Below are 25,644 nucleotides of genomic sequence, written 5' to 3' on the forward strand. Positions count from 1 at the left end.
TCTGGCAATCATGAAACAGTGCACGCACACCGACGCGCTGCCGCACCCGGAGCCGGATCCGCTCGACGCCACCTGCCCGGAGTGCCTGCGGGACGGCACGCACCCCGTCCAGCTGCGGCTGTGTCTCAGCTGCGGACACGTCGGATGCTGCGACTCCTCGCCGGGCAGGCACGCCACGCGGCACCACGAGGCGTCCGGTCACCCGGTCATGCGGTCCTTCGAGCCGGGTGAGGAGTGGCGGTGGTGCTTCGTGGACCACGTACTGGCCTGAGGTACTGGCCCGAGGTAGTGGTCCGAGCGTGCCGTCGCGTGATCACATTCCCGTCCGGCCCCGTTCTCGTGTGACACTGCATGCGGCGACGACCGCACGACGGTTCGAGCGTGAGACGTCTGGGTACGTCAACCCGGCGCGCCCTCTTCCCATTTGGGCCCGCACACCCTCTAGACACGGAGCGTATACACAGCTTTACTGTGAGTGACGCCAGGGGGGTTGGGGTCCCGGGACAGGAACGTTCGGAGCGCGATAGCGTCACCGCGGAACCACGTACGCGTTACCCCGGGGGGCGACCCTCGGCCCCGTAAAGCTTGTACCACCATGGAGGTGAGGGTGTCCCAGATCGCAGGCGAGCCCACGGCGAATCAGGACTTCGTGGAAGTCCGGCTGCCGGCCGCGGGTGCCTACCTGTCGGTGCTGCGGACGGCCACGGCCGGTCTCGCGGCGCGCTTGGACTTCACCCTGGACGAGATCGAGGACCTGCGCATCGCCGTGGACGAGGCCTGCGCGATCCTGCTCCAACAGGCCGTGCCCGGCTCCGTGCTCAGCTGTGTCTTCCGGCTCGTCGACGACTCGCTGGAGGTCACGGTCGCGGCGCCGACCACGGATGGTCACGCCCCCTCGCGGGACACCTTCGCCTGGACCGTGCTCTCGGCCCTCGCGGGCAAGGTCTCGTCCGCCGTCGACGAGGACAAGACCGTGTCGATCAGCCTCTACAAACAGCGCGGCGCGGGTCCCGGGCCGGCGTGAGGAACGGGGACGGTCCGGTGCGGGACGAAGAGCGCGGCACACGGGAGCTGCCGGCCGGGGACGGGGGTGCCCCCTGGCCGAGGACTGCCGAGACGCCCGGGGAGGGCCCCCGGGACGGTTCCCGGCGCATGGCGGACGGCATCGACGGCATCCCCGAGCAGGCCAGACCGCACCCGGAGGACGACTCCGCGCGGACCGGCGGTGACGGTTCCGCCGAGGGCGCGCCCGAGGCGGAACCCCGTGCGGCGGCCAGGCCTCGGGGAAGGGCTACGGGCGGGACGATGAGCGAGCACGAGCGGTACGCCGAGGACGACGCGCCGGGCGCGGAGGCCGTGCAGGCAGCACAGCACGGCCCCCAGGACCGCAGCGGGGCGCGGGCGATGTTCGTGGAACTGCGCACGCTGAACGCGGGCAGCCCGGAGTACGCCGAGCTGCGCAACCAGCTGGTCCGTATGCACCTGCCGCTCGTGGAGCACCTGGCGCGCCGGTTCCGCAACCGCGGCGAGCCGCTGGACGACCTCACCCAGGTCGCCACGATCGGTCTGATCAAGTCCGTCGACCGGTTCGACCCGGAGCGCGGCGTGGAGTTCTCCACGTACGCCACCCCGACCGTCGTCGGCGAGATCAAGCGGCACTTCCGCGACAAGGGCTGGGCGGTGCGCGTGCCGCGTCGGCTGCAGGAGCTGCGGCTCTCGCTGACCACGGCGACGGCCGAGCTGTCCCAGCTGCACGGCCGCTCCCCCACCGTGCACGAGCTGGCCGAGCGGCTCGCGATCTCCGAGGAGGAGGTCCTGGAGGGCCTGGAGTCCGCCAACGCGTACTCCACGCTGTCCCTGGACGTCCCGGACACCGACGACGAGTCCCCCGCGGTCGCCGACACCCTCGGCGCGGAGGACGAGGCGCTGGAGGGCGTGGAGTACCGGGAGTCGCTGAAGCCGCTGCTGGAGGATCTGCCGCCGCGCGAGAAGCGGATCCTGCTGCTGCGCTTCTTCGGGAACATGACCCAGTCGCAGATCGCGCAGGAGGTCGGCATCTCCCAGATGCACGTCTCGCGGCTGCTCGCCCGCACCCTGGCCCAGCTGCGCGAGAAGCTGCTCGTCGAGGAGTGATCTATTCGGCGCGGCCCGGTCCCTTGATGCCGAGGGCCCGGGTCGTCTCGCCGTTGACGAGCAGCACCAGCGCCGCCACGGCGACGGCCGTGAGGGCGATACCGGCCGGGACGGCCAGGCTGTCGGCATGGATCAGGTTGTACGCGATCGGCAGCGCCAGCAGCTGGGTGATCACCGCGGGGCCGCGGCTCCAGCTGCGCCGCAGCAGCAGTCCGCGCGCGGCGAGCAGCGGCAGCAGCGCGAGCACGGCCAGCGTGATGCCCAGGGTCACGGCCTGCTGCCGGTCGTCCGGGGAGCCGGTGATCCCGAGCACGAGCACCCACAGCCCGCCGACCGCCAGGGCGACACCTTCCAGCCCGGCCAGCACGGCGGCGTAGGTCAGCCGGCGGGGGCGTGCCGCCGCGCCGGCTTCAGCGGTCTCCTGGGCGGGGTTCTGCTCACTGCTCACCCCAGCAGGGTAACGGGGGCGGTGCGAGCGCCCCGAAAGGGGCGCGGGGAGCCGCGAGTGTCCACTGTCACGCCCCCGCCTCTTACCGGATCCCTACCTCGATATGGGCCCGGTACCCCCCAGTAGGTACGCTGCCCTCCATGCGTGCACTTCTCGTGGTCAATCCGGCGGCAACCACCACAAGCGCACGCAGGCGTGACGTCCTGATCCACGCGCTGGCGAGCGAGATGAAGCTGGAGGCGGTCACCACCGAGTACCGCGGCCACGCGCGCGACCTCGGCCGGCAGGCGGCGGACAGCGACGACATCGACCTCGTGGTGGCCCTCGGCGGCGACGGCACGGTCAACGAGGTCGTCAACGGCCTCCTGCACGGGGGCCCCGACCCCGAGCGCCTGCCCGGTCTCGCCGTCGTCCCCGGCGGCTCCACCAATGTCTTCGCCCGCGCCCTGGGCCTGCCCAACGACCCCGTCGAAGCCACCGGCGCCCTGCTGGACGCCCTGCGCGAGGGCGGCGAGCGGGTCGTCGGGCTCGGGCTGACCTCGGGCACCCCCGGCACCGTGGACGAGGCGGTCCCGGACCGCTGGTTCACCTTCAACGCCGGCCTGGGGTTCGACGCGGGCGTGGTCGGCCGGGTCGAGCAGCAGCGCGAGCGGGGCAAGAAGTCGACGCACGGCCTGTACGTACGGCAGGTGATGCGGCAGTTCCTCGGCGAGCCGAACCGCCGACACGGCTCGATCACGCTGGAGCGTCCCGGCGAGGACCCGATCGGTGATCTTGTGCTCGCCATAGTCTCGAACACGTCCCCGTGGACGTTTCTCGGCAATCGCCCCATGTACACGTCACCTAAGGCCTCGTTCGATACCGGCGTCGACGTGCTCGGTCTCAGCCGTCTGTCGACGGCCTCGGTTGCCCGGTATGGCACCCAGTTGCTCACTTCGTCCCCCGAGCGGGGCCCCCACGGCAAGCATGTGCTCTCCCTGCACGATCTGGACCGGTTCACCTTGCATTCGAAGGTGCCTCTCCCCCTGCAGATGGACGGTGACCACCTCGGGCTCCGTACGAGCGTGACGTTCACAGGCGTACGCCGTGCACTGCGTGTGATTGTGTGAGCGGAAGGCGCAAAAGTCCTTTCACTCGAACGTTTAGGCCAGGATCCACCCCATGGAAGTACGGCTGTGACCTAGTCGACACCGAGGAATCAAAAAAAACTTTCCGGAAGGGGTTGTATCCGCCGCTGAGGTTTGCGAGTCTCTACGTGGCGATCGGGACGGCCCGCAACACCGGCCTCCACTGATCACCGGAACCCCTCTTCAAACCAAGGACCACGCCGGGGAAGACTCGGCGGTCGGCCCTTCACTTGTTGAGGGATTCGTGAAAGCGTTCACATTCACAAGCAACCTGTACGTAATACGTTCAGAGAACCTAGGAGAGGTAGCAGCCATGGACTGGCGTCACAACGCCGTTTGCCGCGAGGAAGACCCCGAGCTCTTCTTCCCCATCGGCAACACCGGTCCTGCGCTGCTGCAGATCGAGGAAGCCAAGGCCGTCTGCCGTCGCTGCCCGGTGATCGAGCAGTGTCTGCAGTGGGCGCTTGAGTCCGGTCAGGACTCCGGCGTCTGGGGTGGTCTCAGCGAGGACGAGCGCCGCGCCATGAAGCGCCGCGCCGCCCGCAACCGGGCTCGTCAGGCCTCCGCCTGACATACCCACCCCTGCTGACAGCCTGAGCTTGGCGGCGCGTGCAGCACGCACGCATCTCCCGCCCCCGAGCCGCAGCGCGCAGTATCCCCCGATGCGCATAGCTTCGAGCTTTAGCCCCGGATCACCAAGTGGCCCGGGGCTCAATGCTGTCCGGCGCCGGGTGGGCCGCCGGTGAGCTCACTTCTGCGCCTGCACCGGAATGTCGAGGATCACCCGGGTCCCCCGGCCCGGCGCCGGCACCATGTCGAACGATCCGCCCAACTCGCCCTCCACCAGCGTCCGTACGATCTGCAGCCCCAGGTTTCCGGAGCGGTGCGGGTCGAAGTTCTCGGGCAGTCCGACGCCGTCGTCCTGGACGGTGACGAGGAGGCGCGCCTCCTTGGTCGTACCACCCCGCACCGCCGAGACCTCGACCGTGCCGGTGTCGCCCTCGCGGAAGCCGTGTTCCAGGGCGTTCTGCAGGATCTCGGTGAGGACCATCGACAGCGGGGTGGCCACCTCGGCGTCGAGTATCCCGAAGCGCCCGCTGCGCCGGCCGGTCACCTTGCCCGGTGAGATCTCGGCGACCATCGCCAGCACGCGGTCGGCGATGTCGTCGAACTCCACGCGCTCATCCAGGTTCTGAGACAGCGTCTCATGCACGATGGCGATCGAGCCGACGCGGCGGACCGCCTCCTCCAGGGCCTCCCGGCCGCGTTCGGAGTCGATGCGCCGGGCCTGCAGACGCAGCAGCGCGGCGACCGTCTGGAGGTTGTTCTTCACCCGGTGGTGGATCTCCCGGATGGTCGCGTCCTTGGTGATCAACTCACGCTCGCGGCGCCGCAGTTCGGTGACGTCCCGGCACAGCACCAGGGAGCCGATCCGGGTGCCCTTGGGCTTGAGCGGGATGGTCCGGAACTGGATGACCCCGTCGTTGGCCTCGATCTCGAACTCGCGCGGCGCCCAGCCGCTGGCCACCTTGGCGAGCGCCTCGTCCACCGGGCCCCGGGTCGGGGCGAGTTCGGCGGTGGTCTGGCCGAGGTGCTGGCCGACCAGGTCGGCGGCGAGGCCGAGGCGGTGGTAGGCGGACAGCGCGTTCGGGGAGGCGTACTGGACGACGCCGTCGGCGTCCAGCCGGATCAGTCCGTCGCCGACGCGCGGTGAGGCGTCCATGTCGACCTGCTGGTCCGGGAAGGGAAACGATCCTGCCGCGATCATCTGCGCGAGGTCCGAGGCGCTCTGGAGGTAGGTGAGCTCCAGCCGGCTCGGGGTGCGGACGGTCAGCAGATTGGTGTTGCGGGCGATCACGCCGAGAACCCGGCCGTCACGTCGTACGGGGATGGACTCGACCCGCACGGGGACCTCTTCCCGCCACTCGGGGTCGCCCTCGCGCACGATCCGGCCCTCGTCCAGCGCCGCGTCCAGCATGGGCCGGCGGCCACGCGGGACGAGGTGGCCGACCATGTCGTCCTGGTAGGAGGTGGGGCCGGTGTTCGGGCGCATCTGGGCGACCGAGACATACCGCGTGCCGTCGCGGGTGGGGACCCACAGGACCAGGTCGGCGAAGGAGAGGTCGGAGAGCAGCTGCCACTCCGAGACCAGCAGATGGAGCCACTCGAGGTCGGAGTCGTCGAGGGCGGTGTGCTGGCGGACCAGTTCGTTCATGGAGGGCACGTCTGCGAGCGTACCCGCGGGCTGCCGGTGGCCGGAAAAACACCCGCGGGCCGCGGCGCCTGGAAGGGACCCTCAACCCTCCCGGCACCGCAGCCCGGAGCATCATCGGCCGTGGGGTGTGCGGTCCCGGTCGGCCGAAGGCCGAGGAGCCGGGGCAGTCAGGGCAGAGAGCGCCGGTTCCTCGATCCGCCTTCCTGTGCGGGGAAGACGGAGGCTTGTCACGTTGGTGCGTTCTTGTCGATTCTGGACTAGACCACAACGGTATGTCCATGGTCTCGTCGGCATGCACGAGTGAGGGCACCCGATGCCACGCAGCCTAGCCCGGCTCGGTCAGCCGTGGGGCCAGATGGTCATGGCAATTTCCGCGAGTGCCGGGGAGCGGCCGACGAAGGCGCCGTGCGTGCGCGTCGTTTCCTGGGCCGGCGGAGGCCGCCTCTGCTAGATTGGTCTAAACCACATAGACGTACCGAGACCACTTCAGAACGGCAGGCCCAGCGTGGAAGTTGTCATCGTTCCGGACGCCGCGGCGGGCGGCGAGCTGGTCGCCGAGGCCATGACCCGGCTGCTGCGGCGCAAGCCCGACGCCCTGCTCGGCGTGGCCACCGGCTCCACCCCGCTGCCCGTCTACCAGGCGCTGACCGCGAAGGTCCGCTCCGGCGCGGTCGACGTCTCGCGGGCGCGCATAGCCCAGCTCGACGAGTACGTGGGGCTGCCCGCCGACCACCCCGAGTCCTATCGCTCGGTGCTGCGCCGGGAGGTGCTGGAGCCGCTCGGCATCGGCATGGACGCGTTCCTCGGACCCGACGGCACCGCCCGGGACATCCAGGCGGCGTGCGAGGCGTACGACCGCGCGCTCGCCGGGGCCGGCGGAGTGGACCTGCAACTGCTCGGGATCGGCACCGACGGGCACATCGGGTTCAACGAGCCGTGCTCCTCGCTCGCCTCGCGCACCCGGATCAAGACGCTGACCGAGCAGACCCGGATCGACAACGCCCGCTTCTTCGGCGGCGACATCGAGCAGGTCCCGCACCACGTCATCACCCAGGGCATCGGCACCATCCTGGAGGCCCGGCACCTGGTGCTGCTGGCGACCGGTGAGGGCAAGGCGGACGCGGTCGCCGCGACCGTCGAGGGACCGGTCGCGGCCGTATGCCCGGCCTCCGCGCTCCAGCTCCACCCGCACGCCACGGTGGTCGTCGACGAGGCCGCCGCGGCCAAGCTCAAGCTGGCCGACTACTTCCGGCACACCTACGCCAACAAGCCGGACTGGCAGGGGATCTAGGACCCGTAGGCCTAGACCAATCCGGTCCGGACGGTATAGAGAGGAGATCACGGAGCGTGCGGGTGCACCCGGGGACGGGAACCCGTGCCACGATGTGACCCGTGGCCGATGACAGTCGGTCGCTTTCGGCATCCGGAGCCGGGAAGGCAGAGCATGAGCACCGACGTCAGCAGTGCGGAGAACGAGGCCGGCACGACCGTCCGTACGGCGCGCGTGCCCAAGTACTACCGCTTGAAGAAGCACCTGCTCGACATGACGGAGACGCAGGCCCCGGGCACGCCGGTGCCGCCCGAGCGCACGCTGGCGGCCGAGTTCGACACCTCCCGCACCACCGTCCGCCAGGCCCTGCAGGAGCTGGTCGTGGAGGGCCGGCTCGAACGCATCCAGGGCAAGGGCACCTTCGTCGCCAAGCCCAAGGTCTCCCAGGCGCTGCAGCTCACCTCCTACACCGAGGACATGCGCGCCCAGGGTCTGGAGCCGACCTCGCAGCTGCTGGACATCGGCTACATCACCGCCGACGACCGGCTCGCCGGGCTGCTGGACATCGCCGCCGGCGGACGGGTGCTGCGCATCGAGCGGCTGCGCATGGCCAACGGGGAGCCGATGGCCATCGAGACCACGCATCTGAGCGCCAAGCGCTTCCCCGCGCTGCGCAGATCACTCGTGAAGTACACGTCCCTCTACACCGCGCTCGCCGAGGTCTACGACGTCCACCTCGCCGAGGCCGAGGAGACCATCGAGACCTCGCTGGCCACTCCGCGCGAGGCGGGCCTGCTCGGCACCGATGTGGGCCTGCCGATGCTGATGCTCTCCCGCCATTCCCTGGACCGCGAGGGCAAGCCGGTGGAGTGGGTGCGGTCGGTGTACCGGGGGGACCGCTACAAGTTCGTCGCGCGGCTCAAGCGCCCGGCCGAGTAGGGCCGATATACGGACGAGGTCTTCCACTGGCGCGACACCGTCACCTAGATTGCCTGCGCGTTACCCAGGTGATCAACGAGGGGACGGAGAGCCGAGGCATGTCCGAAACACCTGAAGTGAGACCACCCGTGGTCACCCCGGTCCGGGTGATCATCGGCCTGTGCCTCGTCGCGCCCTTCACGGCCATGCTCTGGGTCGGCTCCTACGCCAGGACGGACCCGGCCTTCCTGGGTATCCCGTTCTTCTACTGGTACCAGATGCTCTGGGTGCTGATCTCCACCGCCCTGACGATGACCGCGCACAAGCTGTGGCAGCGCGACCAGCGCGCCCGCACCGCCGGCGCTTCCCCCGCTTCCCCCGCTTCCCAGAAGGGCGGTGAGGCGAAGTGAAGAACGGCGTCAACGGCGTCGCGCTCGGCGTCTTCATCTTCTTCTTCCTGGCCGTCACGGTCATGGGCTTCCTGGCCGCACGCTGGCGCAGGGCCGAGAACGAGCACTCCCTGGACGAATGGGGACTGGGCGGACGGTCCTTCGGCACCTGGATCACCTGGTTCCTGCTCGGCGGCGACCTGTACACGGCGTACACCTTCGTCGCCGTACCGGCGGCGATCTACGCGGCGGGCGCGTCCGGCTTCTTCGCGGTGCCGTACACGATCCTGGTCTATCCGCTGATCTTCACCTTCCTGCCCCGCCTGTGGTCGGTCTCGCACCGCCACGGCTACGTGACGACCTCGGACTTCGTCCGCGGCCGCTTCGGCTCCAGGGGGCTGTCGCTGGCGGTGGCGCTGACCGGCATCCTGGCGACGATGCCGTACATCGCGCTCCAGCTCGTCGGCATCCAGGCGGTGCTGGACGTGATGGGCGTCGGCGGGGACAGCAGCACCAACTGGTTCGTACGGGACCTGCCCCTGCTGATCGCCTTCGGCGTGCTCGCGGCGTACACCTACTCGTCCGGCCTGCGCGCGCCCGCCCTGATCGCCTTCGTCAAGGACGCCCTGATCTACATCGTCATCGTGGTGGCGATCATCTACATCCCGATCAAGCTGGGCGGCTTCGACGACGTCTTCGCCAAGGCGGCCCACGCGTTCAGCCAGGTCAACCCGGCCACCGGCAAGCCGCGCGGCGCGCTGGTCCCGCCGGAGGCGAACCAGTGGACATACGCCACCCTGGCCCTCGGTTCGGCGCTCGCGCTCTTCATGTACCCGCACTCGATCACCGCGACCCTGTCGTCCAGGAGCCGCGAGGTGATCCGCCGCAACACCACGATCCTGCCGCTGTACTCCCTCATGCTCGGCCTGCTGGCCCTGCTGGGCTTCATGGCGATCGCGGCCGGAGTGAAGGTCACCAACGGGCAGTTGGCGATCCCGCAGCTGTTCGAGGACATGTTCCCGGACTGGTTCGCGGGCGTGGCCTTCGCGGCGATCGGCATCGGCGCACTCGTACCGGCGGCCATCATGTCGATCGCGGCGGCGAACCTCTTCACCCGCAACATCTACCGGGACTTCATCAAGCCGGACGCCACACCCCGGCAGGAGGCCCAGGTCTCCAAGATCGTCTCGCTGCTGGTGAAGGTCGGCGCGCTGGTCTTCGTCCTCACCATGGACAAGACGGTCGCGATCAACTTCCAGCTGCTCGGCGGCATCTGGATCCTGCAGACCTTCCCCGCCCTGGTCGGCGGCCTGTTCACCCGCTGGTTCCACCGCTGGGCACTGCTCGCCGGCTGGGCGGTCGGCATGATCTACGGCACGGTCGCCGCGTACGGGGTCGGCTCGCCGACCCAGAAGCACTTCGGCGGCGCGGCCAAGGAGATCCCTGGCATCAAGGAGATCGGCTACATCGGCCTCACGGCGTTCGTGCTGAACGTCGCCGTCACCGTGGCCCTGACGCTGGTCCTGAAGGCCGTGAAGGCCCCGGAGGGCATCGACGAGACCAAGCCGGAGGACTACACGGCGGACGCGGGAGACCCCGGCGTCCAGGTGGAGCTTCCGCCGGCGACGGCGGGCGCCGGTCACTGAACTGCCGTACGACGGGCCGCCGGAGGAAATCCGGCGGCCCGTCGTCGTCCCTCACTCCGCTCACCTACGAGTTGACGCTCTGACACCGCCACGACACAACATCTGGGGGTGACCCGACAGCCCGGCACTAGATGTATGCTCGTCCTCGCTGTCGCCGCAGGGGAATCCGGTGTGAATCCGGAACTGTCCCGCAACGGTGTACTTGCGTGCATGCGCACGCCTGCGTCAGTCCGAGGACCTGCCGACAGCGCACCCGGCCGGCCGGCCGGTGTGCCTGAGACGTCCGGGCCTCGTGGAGTGGGCCGGTGGACGCGACGCCGTGTGCGCTCGTGGCTGCCCCCTGCCCTCCGCAAGGCCCCGTGCCGAGCGAGGGAGAGCCCCACGTGACCATCGCGCCAGCAGATCCGGCTTCAGCCAGCGGCCTGGAGACCGACGGTCCCGGTACCGCGCTGCTGCGGACCCTGACCGAGCTGACCGCCGACCTCCCCGACGCCGACCCCGGCCGGGTCGCCGCCGCCGCGCTGCGCGGCCGGTCGGCCCACGCCGACGAGGCGGAGTTGCGGGAGCTGGCCACGGAGGCCGCCGCCGGGCTCATCTCCGAGGACCCCGCCTACTCCCGGCTGGCCGCCCGGCTGCTGACCCTCACCATCCGCGCCGAGGCCGCCTCGCAGGGCGTGACGTCCTTCACCGAGTCCGTGGCCGTGGGGCACCGGGAGGGGCTCATCGCCGACCGGACCGCCGAGTTCGCGCGGCTGCACGCCGAGCGGCTGGACGCGCTGATCGACACCGGCGCGGACGACCGCTTCGGCTACTTCGGGCTGCGCACCCTGCACAGCCGGTACCTGCTCCGGCACCCCCTCACCCGCAAGGTCATCGAGACCCCCCAGCACTTCATGCTGCGGGTCGCCGCGGGTCTCGCCGAGGACGACAGCGTCCGCTCCGTGGACGAAGTCGCCGCGCTCTACGGGCTCATGAGCCGCCTCGACTACCTGCCGTCCTCCCCCACCCTCTTCAACTCCGGCACGCGGCACCCCCAGATGTCGTCCTGCTACCTCCTCGACTCCCCGCTGGACGAGCTGGACTCCATCTACGACCGGTACCACCAGGTGGCCCGGCTCTCCAAGCACGCCGGCGGCATCGGTCTGTCGTACTCCCGGATCCGCAGCCGCGGTTCGCTGATCCGCGGCACCAACGGGCACTCCAACGGCATCGTGCCGTTCCTGAAGACCCTGGACGCCTCGGTGGCCGCCGTGAACCAGGGCGGCCGGCGCAAGGGCGCCGCGGCCGTCTACCTGGAGACCTGGCACTCGGACATCGAGGAGTTCCTGGAGCTGCGGGACAACACCGGTGAGGACGCCCGCCGCACGCACAACCTGAACCTCGCGCACTGGATCCCGGACGAGTTCATGCGCCGGGTCAACGCCGACGAGCAGTGGTCGCTGTTCTCCCCGGCGGACGTGCCGGAGCTGGTGGACCTGTGGGGGGAGGAGTTCGACGCCGCCTACCGCAAGGCCGAGCAGGCGGGGCTCGCGAAGAAGACGATCCCGGCCCGTGAGCTGTACGGCCGGATGATGCGCACCCTCGCGCAGACCGGCAACGGCTGGATGACCTTCAAGGACGCGGCCAACCGCACCGCCAACCAGACGGCCCTGCCCGGCCATGTCGTCCACTCCTCCAACCTCTGCACGGAGATCCTGGAGGTCACGGACGACGGCGAGACGGCGGTCTGCAACCTGGGGTCGGTGAACCTCGGTGCGTTCGTGAGCGGCGGTGACATCGACTGGGAGCGCCTGGACGAGACGGTCCGCACGGCCGTCACCTTCCTCGACCGCGTGGTCGACATCAACTTCTACCCGACCGAGCAGGCGGGCCGGTCGAACGCCAAGTGGCGTCCCGTCGGCCTCGGTGCCATGGGTCTGCAGGACGTCTTCTTCAAGCTGCGCCTGCCCTTCGACTCGCCGGAGGCCAGGGCCCTGTCCACGCGGATCGCCGAGCGCGTGATGCTCGCCGCGTACGAGGCCTCCGCCGACCTCGCCGAGCAGAAGGGCCCGCTGCCGGCCTGGGAGAAGACCCGTACCGCCCAGGGTGTCCTGCACCCCGACCACTACGACGTCGAGCTCACCTGGCCCGAGCGCTGGGCGGCGCTGCGCGAGCGGATCGCGGCCGTCGGCATGCGCAACTCGCTCCTCCTCGCGATCGCGCCCACCGCCACCATCGCCTCCATCGCGGGTGTCTACGAGTGCATCGAGCCGCAGGTCTCCAACCTGTTCAAGCGCGAGACGCTGTCCGGTGAGTTCCTGCAGGTCAACTCGTACCTGGTGAAGGACCTGAAGGAACTCGGCGTCTGGGACGCGCGGACCCGTGAGGCGCTGCGCGACTCCAGCGGCTCCGTGCAGGACTTCGCCTGGATCCCGGCCGACGTACGGGCCCTGTACCGCACGGCGTGGGAGATCCCGCAGCGCGGCCTGATCGACATGGCCGCGGCGCGGACGCCGTTCCTGGACCAGGCGCAGTCGCTCAACCTCTTCATGGAGACGCCGACCATCGGCAAGCTCTCATCGATGTACGCGTACGCCTGGAAGTCCGGGCTGAAGACGACGTACTACCTGCGCTCGCGGCCCGCGACACGCATCGCCCGCGCCGCCCAGGCGCAGGCCCAGAAGACCATCCCCGTCCAGCAGGCCGCCGATCCCGACGCGGTCGCCTGCTCCCTGGAAAACCCCGAGTCCTGCGAGGCCTGCCAGTAATGCCCAGCAACCAGAACCTTCTCGACCCCGGCTTCGAGCTGACTCTCCGCCCGATGCGCTACCCGGACTTCTACGAGCGCTACCGGGACGCCATCAAGAACACCTGGACCGTGGAGGAGGTCGACCTCCACTCGGACGTGGCCGACCTGGCGAAGCTGACTCCGGCCGAGCAGCACCTGATCGGCCGGCTGGTGGCCTTCTTCGCGACGGGCGACTCGATCGTCGCGAACAACCTGGTCCTGACGCTGTACAAGCACATCAACTCCCCCGAGGCCCGGCTGTACCTGAGCCGTCAGCTCTTCGAGGAGGCCGTGCACGTCCAGTTCTATCTGACCCTGCTGGACACCTACCTCCCCGACCCGGACGACCGGGCGGCGGCCTTCGCGGCCGTCGAGAACATCCCTTCCATCCGCGAGAAGGCCGAGTTCTGCTTCAAGTGGATCAACGAGGTCGAGAAGCTGGAGCGCCTGGAGTCGAAGGCCGACCGCCGTCGCTTCCTGCTCAACCTCATCTGCTTCGCCGCGTGCATCGAGGGCCTGTTCTTCTACGGCGCCTTCGCGTACGTCTACTGGTTCCGCAGCCGGGGTCTGCTGCACGGTCTCGCCACCGGCACCAACTGGGTGTTCCGCGACGAGACGATGCACATGTCCTTCGCGTTCGACGTGGTCGACACCGTCCGCAAGGAGGAGCCGGACCTCTTCGACGACGAGCTGCGGCAGCAGGTCACCGACATGCTGCGGGAGGCCGTCGAGGCCGAGCTGCAGTTCGCGCGCGACCTGTGCGGTGACGGCCTGCCGGGCATGAACACCGAGTCGATGCGGCAGTACCTGGAGTGCGTCGCCGACCAGCGTCTTTCCCGCCTCGGCTTCGCCCCGGTGTACGGCTCGGAGAACCCGTTCTCCTTCATGGAGCTGCAGGGCGTTCAGGAGCTGACGAACTTCTTCGAGCGCCGCCCGTCGGCGTACCAGGTCGCCGTGGAGGGCACGGTCGACCTGGACGAGGAGTTCTGACCGGCCGTTACCTCAGTTCCACCGCGTCCCCGGCCGACACGGCCCGCGCGGTCGTCGCCGTGCCGGGGAAGTACCAGCGCCGGCTGCCCGCCGAGGTGGCCGTGACGCTGGTGCTGAGCTTCCCGGCGTCGCCCGTGCGTACGGTCCTGACCGTGCGCTACCGGGCGGCGCCGTCCGCCTTGAACTGGAGCTGCACGTCCTGCCCGGTGAAGCCGTGGTGCTTCAGGTCCTCCCGGTTCGCCCGGGCGAGCGCGCCGGTGACGGTCAGCCGGCCGCCCCTGGCGACGGGCTCGGGTGAGGCGTCGGCGGTGAGCCTGGCCGCGCACGCTGACGTGCGACAGGCCCTTCACACCCGAGTCGTCCCGGATGGTGAGGGCGATCGGGTAGGTGACGCGCTGGGTGGTACCGATCGTGACGTCGTGCCCGCCGTTGACGACGGCGCCCGTGACCCGGATGTCGCCAGGGTTCGTACAGGCGTTGCCTTGGGCGTTCCCTCAGGCGGGGTGGGCCACGCCGTGGCGGCCGTGGGTGCGGTCCGGCGTGCCTTCGCCGCGTTCCGCCTGCCTGAGCTGCCGGTCGATGCGCCATTCCCGCACGGCGCCGATCGCGGACGGGAGGATCATGAGCAGGAGGATCCCGAAGGTGGCGAGCATGCCGATGAGGCCCTGGATCTGGTTTCCGTTCATGCCCTCACTCTCGCGCGGAACGCTCCGTCCCGTGAGTGGCAGGACTGCCGTGCGCCCTCGAATTACTGCCACCGACCCGGCACACTGGCAGCATGCTGAAGAACGTGGCCGCCGTACTGCTGGACGGGGTGCATCCCTTCGAACTGGGTGTCGTGTGCGAGGTGTTCGGCATCGACCGCAGCGACGAGGGACTGCCGGTGTACGACTTCGCCGTGGTCTCCGCCGAGGGGCCCACCCTCGACACCCACTGCGGGTTCACCGTGTCCACCCCCTACGGGCTGGAGCGGCTGGATGAGGCCGACCTGATCACCGTCCCGGCCGGGGAGACCTATGCCGTACGGGAGTACCCGGAGGAGCTGCTGGACGCCCTGCGGCGAGCCGTCCGGCGGGGGGCGCGGGTGCTCAGCGTCTGCTCCGGCGTGTTCCTGCTGGCCGCGGCCGGGCTGCTGGACGGCCGGCGGTGCGCGGTGCACTGGCATCACGCGGAGCAGCTCGCCCGCCGGTATCCGGCGATCGCCGTCGAGCCGGACATGCTCTACGTCGACGAGGACCCCGTGATCACCTCGGCCGGCACCGCCGCCGGGATCGACGCCTGTCTGCATCTCGTGCGCAAGGAGCAGGGGCCCGAGGTCGCGAACAAGATCGCCCGCCGGATGGTCGTACCGCCGCACCGGGACGGCGGGCAGGCGCAGTACATCGAGCGGCCACTGCCCAAGGCCCCGTGCGACACCGTAGGCGAGGTGCTGGTGTGGATGGAGGAGCACCTCGACCAGGAGGTGACCGTGGAGCAGCTGGCCGCCCGTGCCCATATGGCGCCGCGCACCTTCGCACGCCGCTTCCAGCAGGAGACCGGGACGACGCCCTACCGGTGGGTCCTGCGCCAACGGGTGCTGCGCGCCCAGGAGTTGCTGGAGGGCACGGACGAGACCATGGACGAGATCGCCTGGCGCACCGGGTTCGGTACGGCGGCGGCGCTGCGGCACCAGTTCATCCGGGCGCTCGGCACCACCCCGAACGCGTACCGGCGCACGTTCCGGGGCCCACGGGCCGCCTGAGCGCGCGCCGGTGCCGGGTGACCTACCAAGGCATCGGCCTCAGCAGCAGGTTGTGCGGGCGGAGCGTGATGCCCACGCGGGTGGTGTCGTTCGACCCGGCGACCTGCTCGAAGCGGTACTTCGCCGAGATCGCCGCGGTGATCAGGCTCAGCTGGGTCATGGAGAAGTGGTCGCTGGGGCACTTGCGGTTGCCCACGCTGAAGGGGCTCATGGCGTACTTCGGCACGTCCTTGGCCCGCTCCGGCAGCCACCGGTCGGGGTCGAAGTCGAGGTGGCGGTCGTAGGAGCGGGCGTCGCGCTGGATCGCGTAGGGGCTGTAGACGATGTCCGCCCCGGCCGGAATGCGATAGCCGCCGAGCGAGGTGTCGGTCACCGCGCGCCGCGTCAATATCCATACGGCGGGCCTGAGCCGCATGGCCTCGACGACGACATTGTTGGTGTGCGTCAGCGCGCGAACATGCTGGAATCCGACGGGCCGGCCGCCGGTCACGGATTCGACCTCGGTCCGTACCTTCTCGGCGTGTTCCGGGTGTTCGGCGAGAACCTGCAGCAACCACATGATCGTGGACGCCACCGTTTCGCTGCCGGGGGTGAGTATCGCGACGACCTGGTCGTGGATCTCCTGTTCCCCGATGGGGTCGCCATTGTCGTCCTTTGCCTCCAGCAATGCCGTCAGCAAATCGTCCGGCTTTTGACCAGATGCCCTCCGCTCGGCGACGATCTCGTCCACCAGCAGATGCAAATCGGCCAGGGCCCGGTTGAATTCGCGGTTGGCCGGGAGCGGCAGCCGGTACAGCGGTCCGAGCGGGACGACCATCCGGCGGTACATGCCCCGGAAGACGCTGGCGAGGTCGACGCTGAGCCGCTCGGCACGCTCGTCCATGTACTCGCCGCGCAGCAGGCAGCGGGCGGCGATGCGCACGGCCACCCGGAAGGACTCGGAGGTGCAGTCGATGGTCTCGCCGGGTCGCCAGCGGTCGGTCAGCGCGTGCGCCTCCTCCTCCATGACCGGCCCGTAGTGCGGGATCGCGTCCAGCCGGAACGCGGGCTGGATGGTGCGGCGCTGGCGGCGGTGCCGGGGGCCGTTGGCGGTGGCCACGCCCTCCTTGCCGAGCAGGCCTTCGAGGGACTCCCAGAGCGGTCCGTCGATCTTGAAGTCGGGGCTGAGCGCGAGCGCGCCGGTCAGCTCCGGTGTGGTGACGGCGTACACCGTCTTGGGGCCGAGCCTGAGGCGTACGACGTCGCCGTGGTCGCGCAGCCGGGACATGAAGGCGAGCGGGTCGCGGACCAGCTTCAGGCCGTGCCCGAGGCCCGGCACGGCGCCGCCGGCCAAGGGCGGCTCGCGCAGTCCGGCCGACTCGGGGGCAATGGGCCGCACTGACTCGACGGTCATTTCTCACCTGCCGCTTCGTTGGTGACGTACGGGGGCGTGGACCGGTCGTCCCAGGTGTCGACCCGGTACCGGCCGGACTCGTGGTGGAACCAGTAGACGGAGCTGAACCAGTTGCGCATATTGCCGACACAGGCGCGGACCGCGGTGCTCAGTTCCTTTCCCCGGACCGTTCCGTCGGCGAGTTCGCCGGCGAACCGCAGGGCGTCCTGCTCGGCTTGGAGGAATTCACTGACGCATTCCTCGACCCGCCGCCTGACTTCGTCCACCGCATCTTCGAGAGCCAGCCCCTCATGGGTGATGAGACTGATTCCGAGATTGTGGACCTCGTCGCCGGCGATTTCCTTCGGCAGCGAGCACAGGTCGTTGTACCAGGCGGCGAATTCCTGGCTGAGCAGCGCCGCCCGGCGATAGGCCGGTTTTTTGCGTACGGCGTCCGGGAGTTCGCATCCGGCGCTCGGTTCCAGCAGGTCCGTCCATATCCAGTGCGCGAAGGTGTGCCGGCGCAGGGCGAGGTACTCCTCGACGCCGGGTATGTATCCCCCGGTGCGGTTGCGGAACTCGCGGTCGTAGGCCTCGATGACCGCGTGGAAGTGCCGGGCGAACCGCTCGTTCCAGGTGCGCGGCAGGAAGCCGTACAGCCGCACCACACTGTCGGCGAACCCGGCCACCAGCGGGTCGGGATGGTGCAGATGGTGCCGGGGTGCGTCGAGGGCCGCGTGCAGGCGGTACCTCAGCCGCCGCCAGTCGCCCGCCCGGCCGTGGACCACACAGCGGTCGTGGTGGTCGTCCCAGACGAAGAACCACGCGCTGTAGTCGGCGATGGCCTGCATGACCTCGTCGGGGGCGCCGAGGTAGTAGCCCGCCATCAGGTCGGTGTAGCACAGTCCGTCGGCATATTCCTGCACCTTGTCCGCCGGCATGAGCCGTTTTTCGAGCAGCCAGAGGCGCGTGCTGTGCTGTAGCCGGGGCCAATACGGATGCAGTTGCCGGGGAAAGGCGGACTCGATCACCGGGAGTGCCAGTGAGGGTGGTACGACGACCGCCGTCGGCGTCGCTGTGGTGCCGTGTGGGAAAGCTTGCACGAACAAACCCCTCTCAGCCGCGAGTGGCGCGCACCCCTCTCCGGTTGTGCCGGGCGTGCGCCGTTGCGTATCCCGCTCTTACATTCAGCACCACAACTGACCGCCGTGGGAACGGATTTGCTTCACTCACTACCCCAAGGCCGCATGGAATCGCGCCTTGTGTGACCGATTAAGGATCACAACAAGGGCAGAAGGGTTCGGTTGTACGACGCACGAATGAGCGAGTCGGGGCATGCGAAGGGCGCCCGACCGGGAGTGATCCCGGCCGGGCGCCCCGACGAGCCCCTGCCGCCTAGTCGTTGGCGACCACCGGATAACGTGGCTCGTTCTCGGCCATCTGCCGCAGCGCGTCCTTGCGGTCCCGCTTGGACAGCCGGTCGATGTACAGGTAGCCGTAGAGGTGGTCGGTCTCGTGCTGCAAACAGCGTGCGAAGTAGCCGGTGCCGCGCACCCTGACCGGGTTGCCCTGCTCGTCCTGGCCGGTCACCTCGGCGTAGTCGGGGCGCGCGAGCGGCGCGTACGCGGTCGGCACGGACAGGCAGCCCTCGTTGCTGTCGTCCAGCCGGCGCCGGTCGGCGGGCAGGTCGACCAGCTTCGGGTTGCACACCACGCCGACGTGCCGGACGCCCTCGTCGTCCATGCAGTCGTAGACGAAGACCTTCAGGTCCACACCGATCTGGTTGGCGGCCAGGCCCACGCCCTCGGCGGTGCGCTGGCTGGCGAACATGTCGGCGACGAGCTGCTGCAGCTCCTCGCCGAACTCGGTGACGTCCTTGCACTCCTTGTGCAGCACCGGGTTGCCGACGACCGTGATCGGCCGCGAGGTCCCGCGCTCCCGCCAGGCCTTCTCGCGCTCCTCGCAGTCCTCCGTGTCGACGACATAGCCCTCGTCGTCGACAGGGAGCACGCCCGCGTGCTGCTGATCGGTGTCCTGCTGCGCCATGACCGACGTACGCCTTCCTGCAAACCTGTGAAAAGTCTCGGGTACAGCCTAAAGGCGGCCGGTCACCGTCGGCTCAGCAAACCTCTTCGAGATCCCGCCAGTCCCTGGAGTCCGGGCTGTCCGCGACCCACCCGTCCAGCAGCCCCCGGACCAGCGAAGCCGGCGCGGCCACCCCGCACTCCCGCTCGGGCACCCACAGCTGCCCGTCCGTCCGGTGCCCCAGCGGGCCGGGGTGACCGGGCTCGCTGTGGTCGTGCGGGTCGAGATGCACGCCTTCGCCCTCGTCCGAGGGCATCCGTGACTCCGAGCACATCCGGCACAGCAGCCGCACCGACGAGGACCAGTCCTCGGCGGCGAACCCCGCGTCGGCGGCCAGCTGCTCCAGCGCGTCCCGGTCCGCCTCCGTGGCCGCCTCCAGCAGGACCACCCAGGTGGGCACGGGCGAGGGCGCCCACAGCTCGATCTCGTCGAAGACCGGGTAGGAGTGCCCGGCGGAGGTCGTGCGCTCGCCGTGCGGGACTCCGTCGTGCAGCACGACCTCGCCCCAGCGCCGCCCGGACGAGGGAAGCGGGATGGACAGCACCTCCAGCCGCGCCGGGTCCAGCCTGCGGCCCCACACGACCTCGGCCTCGCCCTCCGGGGAGAGCCGTACGGCCGCGCTGCCCAGCTCCATGCCGAGCGGCTCGGCGGAGGCGGCGGCACCCCCGGGCACCTTCAGTCCGTACGCCTGCCAGGCGCGGCGGGCCAGCGGCCAGTCCTGCAGGGCGGTGGCGGCGATGCCGACGTTCCACCAGTCGGGCGCCCCTGTCTCCCGCTCCAGCAGCGCGACCGCCCGGAGCCCGGCCGCGCGGGCCTGCTCCCAGTCGTGCCGGAACTTGTGCAGCAGGGCCAGGTTGAACCAGGACTCCGACAGCCAGGGCTCCAGATCGGCGGCCCGTGTCAGCAGCTCGCCCGCGTCCTCGTATCGGCCGTCGCCGATCAGCGTGAACGCGCGGTCCGTGGCCTGCCGCCAGGAGGCGGAGGGCCGGTGCCGTCCCTTGCCGAAGATCCTCACGATTCCCGCCTGCCAGTTCCATTTCCCGCTGTGGGCTGGCTTGTGCCCCCGGACACCCTCTCCCTCGCATCCAACCACGTACGGCGGGAAAGGCGCTCATTACCCATGGGTTACCCACCCGCGCACGGGGTCAGACAGTGCTGTGCGTCTCCCGTCGCCCTCCGCCGGCGCGCCCTCGCGGCAGGCCCGCGACCGGGCGAGGACCCGGGCGAGGGACTCCACCACGTCGGGAGCGTAGTCACCCGCGGTGCCGAGGCGCAGCTCCTCCAGCGCCCGCAGGGGGCCCTCGGGTCCGGCGTCCCGGGCCTTCTCCTCATAGGCGTTCACGGCCCGGATGATCCGCGCGGCGACCGGCTGTTCGCGGTAGGGGTCCGCCTGCCGTTCCACCATCACGGCGACGGCCGCGGCCACACCGGTCTGCCGTACGACGGCCCCGCCGAGCAGCGCGATGCGCCGCTGCTCGGCGGGGGGCAGGCCGGCGGTGGCACCGGCCGGGACCGGGTCGACCAGGCTGAGCTGGCCGATGTCGTGCATCAGGGCCGCGTACTCCAGGACGGTCAGCTCGCCCTCGCTCAGGCCGAGGTCCCGGCCGACGGCGAGGCTGAGCTGGGCGACCCGGCGGGCGTGTCCGGCGGGGGTGTAGCCGGCGATCTCGGTGGCGCGGGCGAGGGAGGCGATGGTCTGCCGGTTGGTGGCACGGACGGCCGCGTACCGGCGCACGGACAGCTGGGTGAGCAGCAGGGGCAGGCAGAACACGGGCAGTGCCCACAGGCCGACGACGGCGACGGCGAGCGCGATCACCGCGCCGGTCGCGCAGACGGCGGAGCCGATGCCGAGCAGGCCGCGCAGTTCGTCGCGCAGCAGCGGGCCGAACGGCCAGCGGGTGCGGGAGTGGGCGAGGGCCGCGGCGAGGACGGCGTCGCACAGGGCGGTCAGGACGAGCAGGGCGACGAGCAGGAGGGCGTAGGCGGGGCCGCTCCAGGACGCGAACACGCCCTTGTTGAAAAGGGGTTGGAAGCACACGGCGGCGAATCCGACGCTCAGCACGCGGCGGGCGAGGTGGTCGAGGGTGGGGGTGCGGCCGCACCAGATGTGCGGGACGCCGCCGAGCAGGGAGGCGGCGAGGACGACCGTGACGACCTGCGGCGCGTCGTGCAGCGTCGGGTGCCCCGCGTCGGGTCCGAGCAGGGCGTACGACAGCGATCCCGCGGTGCCCAGCGGCGCGGCCTGCCGCACCGGGGCTCCGCTCCACCGGGTCAGCTCGCCGACGGCTATCAGCACCCCGAAGGCGAGCGCGACCCCCCGGTCGGCCATGCCGGTCCACAGGGTGACACCGAGGGAGGCGGCCGCGGTGAGCCCGGCCGCGGCGTGGATGGTCCGGACGCCGGTCATCGGGGTGCCCCGGTGCGGGGGCCGGGGACCGGCTGCAGGTCCGGGATGCCGCGGGCCGTCTCGTCGGCGGTGACGGCCGGGTGCCACCCGTGGCGCGCCAGGGCCCGGGCGAGCGCCGTGACCATGCGGGGGTCGAACTGCGTCCCGGCGCACCGCTCCAGCTCGGCGACGGCCACCTCGACCGGCCGGGCCCGGCAGTAGGAGCGGGTGGATGTCATCGCGTCGAAGGCGTCGGCGACGGCGACGACCCGGGCGCACTCGGGGATCCGGTCGCCGACCAGGCCGTAGGGGTAGCCGCTGCCGTCGAGGCGTTCGTGGTGGTGCAGGATCGCGGCGCGGGCCTCGCCGAGGAACGAGATCCCGCGGACCATCTCATGGCCGTACTCGGGGTGCAGTTCGATGATCCGGCGTTCCTCGGCGGTCAGCGGGCCGTCCTTGCGCAGCAGCCGGGTGGGGACGCCGAGCTTGCCGACGTCGTGCAGGATCCCGGCGAAGCGCAGCGTCTCGACGCGGTCGTCGTCCATGCCGAGTTCCCGGGCGATCATCACGGAGGCCTGGCCGACGCGTTCGCTGTGGCCGCGGGTGTAGCCGTCCTTGATGTCGACGGCCTGGACCAGCGCGCGGATCGTGGCCTGGTGGGCGGCGCGTTCGCGGTGGTACTGGGCGAAGACCCACCAGGACACGCACATCGGCAGCAGCACGAGCAGCGCGGCGACCGGGCCGTACGGGCTGCGCCACAGCACGGCCATCATCAGCCCGGCGAGTCCGTGCACCGCGACCGGCGCGAGCGCACGGGACAGCAGGCCGCGCCAGGCCCGGCGCAGCGGGACGCCCAGGGCGACCGCGCGCAGGCCGCCGTCGAGGAGGGTGAGGATCAGGCAGAAGACGAGGACGGCCGCGCCGGCGGGCAGCAGCGCGTACGGGAAGTCGCAGCCGACGACCGCGTCCCGGCCGCCGAGCGCCCAGTGCACCCGGGCGGCGCCCCACACGGCGAGCGCGGGCTGCGCGGCCCGCCAGACGCGCCTGGGCAGCGCGGGCCGGTGCTCGACCGGCGAGAGCAGGGCCGCGGGCACCGGGACGAACGCGGCGGCCGGCGGCGGCAGCAGGAACGCCCCGGCGAGCAGGACGGGGTAGAAGGTGCCGCCGAACCGTCGGCGTACGACGCGCTCGCTGGCGGCGCAGAGGACGGAGAGCAGGCCGACCGCCCACCAGGGGGTGCGGAGCGCGGGGAGCGGCAGGAGACAGAGCAGCGCCAGCAGGGCGACAGCGGCCACATAGCCCCGTGCCCTCGCCGGTACCGCCTCCATCGCACCCTCCCCGACCGTGCCGGTCCAGGCTCGGAGCCTAGGGCGGGGATCGGGGGTACGGGGCCTATGACCTGAGGATTAGCACATTCGGGTGACGGCGGTGGTGACCCGGCGGTCAGCTCTCCTGCGGGGTGGCGGTCACGTCGTGGTCCGGCACGGCCTGGCCGGAGCGGATCAGATCGATCCGCCCCATGACCTTGGCGCGCAGGTCGGCGGGCACGTCGTCATGCCCGCAGCACCGCTTGACCAGCTTCTTCACGGCCTGCTCCAGGCCGTACTTCTCCAGGCACGGAGAGCATTCCTCGAAGTGGTGCTGGAACTTGTCGCGATCGACGGCCGGCATCTCGCTGTCGAGGAACTCGTACAGGTGGTCGAGGACCTCACTGCAGTCCGTCTCGTGCGGATCTCCGCAGCTCATGAGCCCGAACCTTTCGCTTCGTCCGACTCTCCGGCGCCCGCCGGGACCAGCCCGCGCTCACGGGCGTAGTCCTCCAGCATGCCGCGCAGCTGACGGCGGCCCCGGTGCAGCCGGGACATCACCGTACCGATGGGTGTCCCCATGATGTCGGCGATCTCCTTGTACGCAAAGCCCTCGACGTCCGCGAGATAGACGGCGATGCGGAACTCCTCGGGGATCGCCTGCAGCGCTTCCTTCACGTCCGAGTCGGGCAGGTGGTCCAGCGCCTGCGACTCGGCGGAGCGCAGGCCCGTCGACATGTGCGACTCGGCGCGGGCCAGCTGCCAGTCCTCGATCTCCTCCGCGGCGGAGCGCTGCGGCTCGCGCTGCTTCTTGCGGTAGGAGTTGATGAACGTGTTGGTGAGGATCCGGTACAGCCACGCCTTCAGGTTGGTGCCCTCACGGAACTGGTGGAAGGACGCGTACGCCTTGGCGTACGTCTCCTGCACCAGGTCCTCGGCGTCGGCCGGGTTGCGCGTCATGCGCAGCGCGGCCGAATACATCTGGTCGAGGAATTCGAGCGCGTCCCGCTCGAAGCGCGCACTGCGCTCGGCGGTGGACTCGGAGGTCGTCTCCGCGCTCACACCCTGGCCCTCGGGCTGCTCCGCCTGGCCGTTGTCGGTCCCTGCGTCGGTACCGGTGACCGGACCCACCTCCTCAAGATCCCGGGCAGGACCGAGAGCGGTCCCACTCGATTCGGAGGATAGAACACGACCCGTGCCCGCCGCCCCTCGAATTGGAGCGGCCTTGGCCGCGTGCAGCACCGTCCAGTCCAGGTCAGTACGGCTGCGGCGGGCCGGGCAAGCGGTCGAACCCATGCGGCGGACTTCCTCTCCTGCGACGTCGGTGCCGAGGCCTCAGCACTTCTGTCCGCCTCAACAGAAGGTCATGGCGCAACATTCCCGGGGGTCACCCGAGTGACGCGGTCCACTGCACGACGCCCTCGGTGATGATCTCCAGGGCCCGCTCCTGGGTGATCTCCGCGCGCTTCGGGACCGCGAACCCGTGATCCCCGTACGGCACCTCGACCAGCCCGTAGGTCCCCTCGGGGAACTCCGCCGGCTTCCCGAAGGGGTCGTTGCCGCCCTGGACGACCAGCGTGGGCACCCCGGCGCCCAGCAGTTCCCCGGCGCGGGACTTCTCCGGCCTGCCCGGCGGGTGCAGCGGGAAGCTCAGCGCGAGCACCGCGTGCGCGCCCAGTTCGGCGGCGGTGCGGCAGGCGACCCGGGCGCCGGCGCTGCGCCCGCCGGAGATCACGGGCAGTCGCATCCCGGCCAGGGCCGGCCAGATGCCGCGCCAGCCGGTGTCCAGGGCCTTCGGCGCGGGGGCGACCTTCTTCCCGGCGACGCGCCAGGGCTGCTCCACCAGGGCCACGGTCACGCCGTGCGCGGGCAGGGCCCGGGCGAGCGCCTGCAGGTCGCGGGCTTCGACGCCCCCGCCGGCGCCATGGCTCAGGGCGAGGACCAGCCGGGGGTCCTCCGCCCGGTGCCAGGTGATGCGTGCGGTTCCGGCGTCGGTCTCGACAATCTCGATCACGCTAGAAGAGTGTGCCCTCTTCCGGCGCTTCCAGCTCCTTCAGCAGCTCCGGGCCGTTGTTGCGGACGTTGCTGACGGCCGTGGAGACCGGGTAGGCGCGCATCAGGCCGGGCGGGGGCGGGGCGAGCAGACCGCGCAGGCCGTCGGGGTCGGTGCGGGAGGGGTCGAGCCAGGCGTCCCAGCGGTCCGGGGTGAGCATCAGCGGCATCCGGGGGTGGATGTCGGCCAGGGCGTGCGGGCCCTCGGCGGGGGCCACGGCCAGCGGGGTCTCCTCGGCCTCCGTGGTGATCACCGAGCAGGTGACCCACCAGGCCCCCGGGTGGTCGTCGGGCAGGGTCCGGTCGCGCCAGAACTCGTACAGCCCGGCCATCGCGAACACCGAGCCGTCGGCCGGCAGCACGAAGTACGGCTGCTTGCGCGGCCTCTTCTTCTTGCCCTCGACCTCCAGCTCGCGCTCCTGGCTGCCGGTGACCCACTCGTAGTAGCCGTCGGCGGGAATGATGCAGCGCCGGGCGGCGAAGGCACGGCGGTAGGCGGGCTTCTCGTGCACGGTCTCGGCGCGCGCGTTGATCATCCGGGCGCCGCCCTCGGGCGTCTTGGCCCAGGACGGCACCAGTCCCCACTTCAGCTTGCGCAGCTGGCGAACCGGGCGCGGGGAGTCCGCGTCTTTCAGGGGACGGTCGAGGACGGCGTAGACCTCCTTGGTCGGGGCCACGTTGTAGTCCGGCTCCAGGGTCTCCTCGGGCTCCCACTTCTCGATCTCGAAGATTCCTGCGAGATCCTCGGGCCTACGACTCGATGCATACCGTCCGCACATACGTGCCACACTGCCAGAC

25 protein-coding genes and 1 riboswitch are annotated in these 25,644 nt (G+C 70.5%); of the genes, 12 read left to right on the plus strand and 13 right to left on the minus strand.

Annotation, left to right across the window (positions count from 1 at the left end; translation table 11 throughout):
• The first annotated feature begins 10 nt into the window (after nt 1-10).
• The 3 genes from ABT171_RS00440 (at nt 11) to ABT171_RS00450 (ending at nt 2,133) form a co-directional block, all read left to right on the plus strand.
• A complete protein-coding gene (locus ABT171_RS00440; RefSeq protein ID WP_351238158.1) occupies nt 11-271 on the plus strand; it encodes a UBP-type zinc finger domain-containing protein in 261 nt (86 codons plus the stop codon).
• Nucleotides 272-607: 336 nt separating this feature from the next.
• A complete protein-coding gene (locus ABT171_RS00445) occupies nt 608-1,024 on the plus strand; it encodes an ATP-binding protein (protein ID WP_031163342.1) in 417 nt (138 codons plus the stop codon).
• A gap of 17 nt (nt 1,025-1,041) precedes the next feature.
• On the plus strand, nt 1,042-2,133 hold the full coding sequence (locus ABT171_RS00450; protein WP_351238161.1) for an RNA polymerase sigma factor SigF: 1,092 nt from the start codon (nt 1,042-1,044) through the stop codon (nt 2,131-2,133).
• A 1-nt stretch (nt 2,134) separates the two neighbouring features.
• Here the strand turns inward: ABT171_RS00450 and ABT171_RS00455 are convergent, their stop codons facing one another.
• Entirely contained in the window at nt 2,135-2,581 is a 447-nt protein-coding gene (locus ABT171_RS00455) for a hypothetical protein (RefSeq protein WP_351238163.1), read from the minus strand.
• A 140-nt stretch (nt 2,582-2,721) separates the two neighbouring features.
• On the opposite strand from ABT171_RS00455, the gene ABT171_RS00460 reads away from it, so the two are divergent.
• Nucleotides 2,722-3,690 carry a diacylglycerol/lipid kinase family protein gene (locus tag ABT171_RS00460; protein WP_351238165.1) on the plus strand — a complete coding sequence of 323 codons (969 nt, stop codon included), beginning with the start codon at nt 2,722-2,724 and terminating at the stop codon, nt 3,688-3,690.
• 331 nt (nt 3,691-4,021) lie between these two features.
• Nucleotides 4,022-4,279: a WhiB family transcriptional regulator gene (locus ABT171_RS00465; RefSeq protein ID WP_003992873.1), complete on the plus strand. Its 258-nt coding sequence runs from the start codon at nt 4,022-4,024 to the stop codon at nt 4,277-4,279.
• Nucleotides 4,280-4,456: 177 nt separating this feature from the next.
• Here ABT171_RS00465 and ABT171_RS00470 read toward each other — a convergent pair whose 3' ends face one another.
• Nucleotides 4,457-5,923 (minus strand): sensor histidine kinase, encoded by a 1,467-nt coding sequence (locus ABT171_RS00470; RefSeq protein WP_351239077.1) that lies wholly within the window; start codon nt 5,921-5,923, stop codon nt 4,457-4,459.
• Between the two features lie 505 nt (nt 5,924-6,428).
• Between ABT171_RS00470 and nagB the strand changes: the two genes are divergently transcribed.
• The 6 genes from nagB to ABT171_RS00500 all read left to right on the plus strand — a co-directional run bounded on the left by nagB (nt 6,429) and on the right by ABT171_RS00500 (nt 13,903).
• Nucleotides 6,429-7,214, plus strand: a complete 786-nt coding sequence (gene nagB / locus ABT171_RS00475) for a glucosamine-6-phosphate deaminase (protein WP_351238167.1) — start codon at nt 6,429-6,431, stop codon at nt 7,212-7,214.
• Nucleotides 7,215-7,367: 153 nt separating this feature from the next.
• Nucleotides 7,368-8,132 (plus strand): GntR family transcriptional regulator, encoded by a 765-nt coding sequence (locus ABT171_RS00480; protein WP_351238169.1) that lies wholly within the window; start codon nt 7,368-7,370, stop codon nt 8,130-8,132.
• Nucleotides 8,133-8,230: 98 nt separating this feature from the next.
• On the plus strand, nt 8,231-8,521 hold the full coding sequence (locus tag ABT171_RS00485; protein ID WP_351238171.1) for a DUF3311 domain-containing protein: 291 nt from the start codon (nt 8,231-8,233) through the stop codon (nt 8,519-8,521).
• Entirely contained in the window at nt 8,518-10,146 is a 1,629-nt protein-coding gene (gene mctP, locus ABT171_RS00490; protein WP_351238173.1) for a monocarboxylate uptake permease MctP, read from the plus strand. Before ABT171_RS00485 ends, mctP begins: the two co-directional genes overlap by 4 nt.
• Before the next feature lie 148 nt (nt 10,147-10,294).
• Nucleotides 10,295-10,394: riboswitch (adenosylcobalamin-variant (AdoCbl-variant) riboswitch) on the plus strand.
• A gap of 135 nt (nt 10,395-10,529) precedes the next feature.
• Nucleotides 10,530-12,893 carry a ribonucleoside-diphosphate reductase subunit alpha gene (locus ABT171_RS00495; protein ID WP_351238175.1) on the plus strand — a complete coding sequence of 788 codons (2,364 nt, stop codon included), beginning with the start codon at nt 10,530-10,532 and terminating at the stop codon, nt 12,891-12,893.
• On the plus strand, nt 12,893-13,903 hold the full coding sequence (locus ABT171_RS00500; RefSeq protein WP_351238177.1) for a ribonucleotide-diphosphate reductase subunit beta: 1,011 nt from the start codon (nt 12,893-12,895) through the stop codon (nt 13,901-13,903). The genes ABT171_RS00495 and ABT171_RS00500 overlap by 1 nt, the downstream gene beginning before the upstream one ends.
• 494 nt (nt 13,904-14,397) lie before the next feature.
• On the opposite strand, the gene ABT171_RS00505 is transcribed toward ABT171_RS00500, so the two are convergent.
• A complete protein-coding gene (locus tag ABT171_RS00505; RefSeq protein WP_351238179.1) occupies nt 14,398-14,589 on the minus strand; it encodes a hypothetical protein in 192 nt (63 codons plus the stop codon).
• A gap of 92 nt (nt 14,590-14,681) precedes the next feature.
• On the opposite strand from ABT171_RS00505, the gene ABT171_RS00510 reads away from it, so the two are divergent.
• The gene (locus tag ABT171_RS00510) at nt 14,682-15,644 is read left to right on the plus strand and encodes a GlxA family transcriptional regulator (RefSeq protein ID WP_351238181.1); all 963 of its coding nucleotides are present in this window, start codon (nt 14,682-14,684) and stop codon (nt 15,642-15,644) included.
• 22 nt (nt 15,645-15,666) lie between these two features.
• Here ABT171_RS00510 and ABT171_RS00515 read toward each other — a convergent pair whose 3' ends face one another.
• The 10 genes from ABT171_RS00515 to ABT171_RS00560 all read right to left on the minus strand — a co-directional run bounded on the left by ABT171_RS00515 (nt 15,667) and on the right by ABT171_RS00560 (nt 25,625).
• A complete protein-coding gene (locus ABT171_RS00515) occupies nt 15,667-17,037 on the minus strand; it encodes a bifunctional albaflavenone monooxygenase/terpene synthase (protein WP_351238183.1) in 1,371 nt (456 codons plus the stop codon).
• Entirely contained in the window at nt 17,034-18,119 is a 1,086-nt protein-coding gene (gene cyc1 / locus ABT171_RS00520; protein ID WP_351238185.1) for an epi-isozizaene synthase, read from the minus strand. Before cyc1 ends, ABT171_RS00515 begins: the two co-directional genes overlap by 4 nt.
• Nucleotides 18,120-18,411: 292 nt before the next feature.
• A complete protein-coding gene (def, locus tag ABT171_RS00525) occupies nt 18,412-19,062 on the minus strand; it encodes a peptide deformylase (protein WP_351238187.1) in 651 nt (216 codons plus the stop codon).
• Between the two features lie 73 nt (nt 19,063-19,135).
• A complete protein-coding gene (locus ABT171_RS00530) occupies nt 19,136-20,116 on the minus strand; it encodes a tetratricopeptide repeat protein (RefSeq protein ID WP_351238189.1) in 981 nt (326 codons plus the stop codon).
• 99 nt (nt 20,117-20,215) lie between these two features.
• Nucleotides 20,216-21,508: an HD-GYP domain-containing protein gene (locus tag ABT171_RS00535; protein WP_351238191.1), complete on the minus strand. Its 1,293-nt coding sequence runs from the start codon at nt 21,506-21,508 to the stop codon at nt 20,216-20,218.
• On the minus strand, nt 21,505-22,815 hold the full coding sequence (locus tag ABT171_RS00540; protein WP_351238193.1) for an HD-GYP domain-containing protein: 1,311 nt from the start codon (nt 22,813-22,815) through the stop codon (nt 21,505-21,507). Before ABT171_RS00540 ends, ABT171_RS00535 begins: the two co-directional genes overlap by 4 nt.
• 115 nt (nt 22,816-22,930) lie before the next feature.
• Nucleotides 22,931-23,233, minus strand: coding sequence for a mycothiol system anti-sigma-R factor (rsrA, locus tag ABT171_RS00545; protein WP_351238195.1), 303 nt, complete (start codon nt 23,231-23,233; stop codon nt 22,931-22,933).
• A complete protein-coding gene (sigR, locus tag ABT171_RS00550) occupies nt 23,230-23,925 on the minus strand; it encodes an RNA polymerase sigma factor SigR (RefSeq protein ID WP_351238197.1) in 696 nt (231 codons plus the stop codon). The genes rsrA and sigR overlap by 4 nt, the downstream gene beginning before the upstream one ends.
• Nucleotides 23,926-24,181: 256 nt before the next feature.
• The gene (locus ABT171_RS00555) at nt 24,182-24,808 is read right to left on the minus strand and encodes an alpha/beta hydrolase family protein (protein ID WP_351238199.1); all 627 of its coding nucleotides are present in this window, start codon (nt 24,806-24,808) and stop codon (nt 24,182-24,184) included.
• Nucleotide 24,809: 1 nt separating this feature from the next.
• Nucleotides 24,810-25,625, minus strand: a complete 816-nt coding sequence (locus ABT171_RS00560; protein WP_351238201.1) for an SOS response-associated peptidase — start codon at nt 25,623-25,625, stop codon at nt 24,810-24,812.
• Between the last annotated feature and the right edge of the window lie 19 nt (nt 25,626-25,644).

The sequence above is a fragment of the Streptomyces sp. NPDC001851 genome (assembly GCF_040297165.1).
Lineage (GTDB): Bacteria > Actinomycetota > Actinomycetes > Streptomycetales > Streptomycetaceae > Streptomyces.

Bases quoted from the DNA above. Each gene is read 5' to 3' on its own strand.
- def (WP_351238187.1), bottom strand. From the start codon at position 19,062: ATGGCGCAGCAGGACACCGATCAGCAGCACGCGGGCGTGCTCCCTGTC.
- ABT171_RS00535 (WP_351238191.1), bottom strand. From the start codon at position 21,508: ATGACCGGCGTCCGGACCATCCACGCCGCGGCCGGGCTCACCGCGGCC.
- rsrA (WP_351238195.1), bottom strand. From the start codon at position 23,233: ATGAGCTGCGGAGATCCGCACGAGACGGACTGCAGTGAGGTCCTCGAC.
- ABT171_RS00460 (WP_351238165.1), top strand. From the start codon at position 2,722: ATGCGTGCACTTCTCGTGGTCAATCCGGCGGCAACCACCACAAGCGCA.
- ABT171_RS00465 (WP_003992873.1), top strand. From the start codon at position 4,022: ATGGACTGGCGTCACAACGCCGTTTGCCGCGAGGAAGACCCCGAGCTC.
- ABT171_RS00500 (WP_351238177.1), top strand. From the start codon at position 12,893: ATGCCCAGCAACCAGAACCTTCTCGACCCCGGCTTCGAGCTGACTCTC.
- ABT171_RS00485 (WP_351238171.1), top strand. From the start codon at position 8,231: ATGTCCGAAACACCTGAAGTGAGACCACCCGTGGTCACCCCGGTCCGG.
- ABT171_RS00560 (WP_351238201.1), bottom strand. From the start codon at position 25,625: ATGTGCGGACGGTATGCATCGAGTCGTAGGCCCGAGGATCTCGCAGGA.
- ABT171_RS00515 (WP_351238183.1), bottom strand. From the start codon at position 17,037: ATGACCGTCGAGTCAGTGCGGCCCATTGCCCCCGAGTCGGCCGGACTG.
- ABT171_RS00510 (WP_351238181.1), top strand. From the start codon at position 14,682: ATGCTGAAGAACGTGGCCGCCGTACTGCTGGACGGGGTGCATCCCTTC.
- ABT171_RS00505 (WP_351238179.1), bottom strand. From the start codon at position 14,589: ATGAACGGAAACCAGATCCAGGGCCTCATCGGCATGCTCGCCACCTTC.
- ABT171_RS00480 (WP_351238169.1), top strand. From the start codon at position 7,368: ATGAGCACCGACGTCAGCAGTGCGGAGAACGAGGCCGGCACGACCGTC.
- ABT171_RS00540 (WP_351238193.1), bottom strand. From the start codon at position 22,815: ATGGAGGCGGTACCGGCGAGGGCACGGGGCTATGTGGCCGCTGTCGCC.
- ABT171_RS00470 (WP_351239077.1), bottom strand. From the start codon at position 5,923: ATGAACGAACTGGTCCGCCAGCACACCGCCCTCGACGACTCCGACCTC.
- ABT171_RS00440 (WP_351238158.1), top strand. From the start codon at position 11: ATGAAACAGTGCACGCACACCGACGCGCTGCCGCACCCGGAGCCGGAT.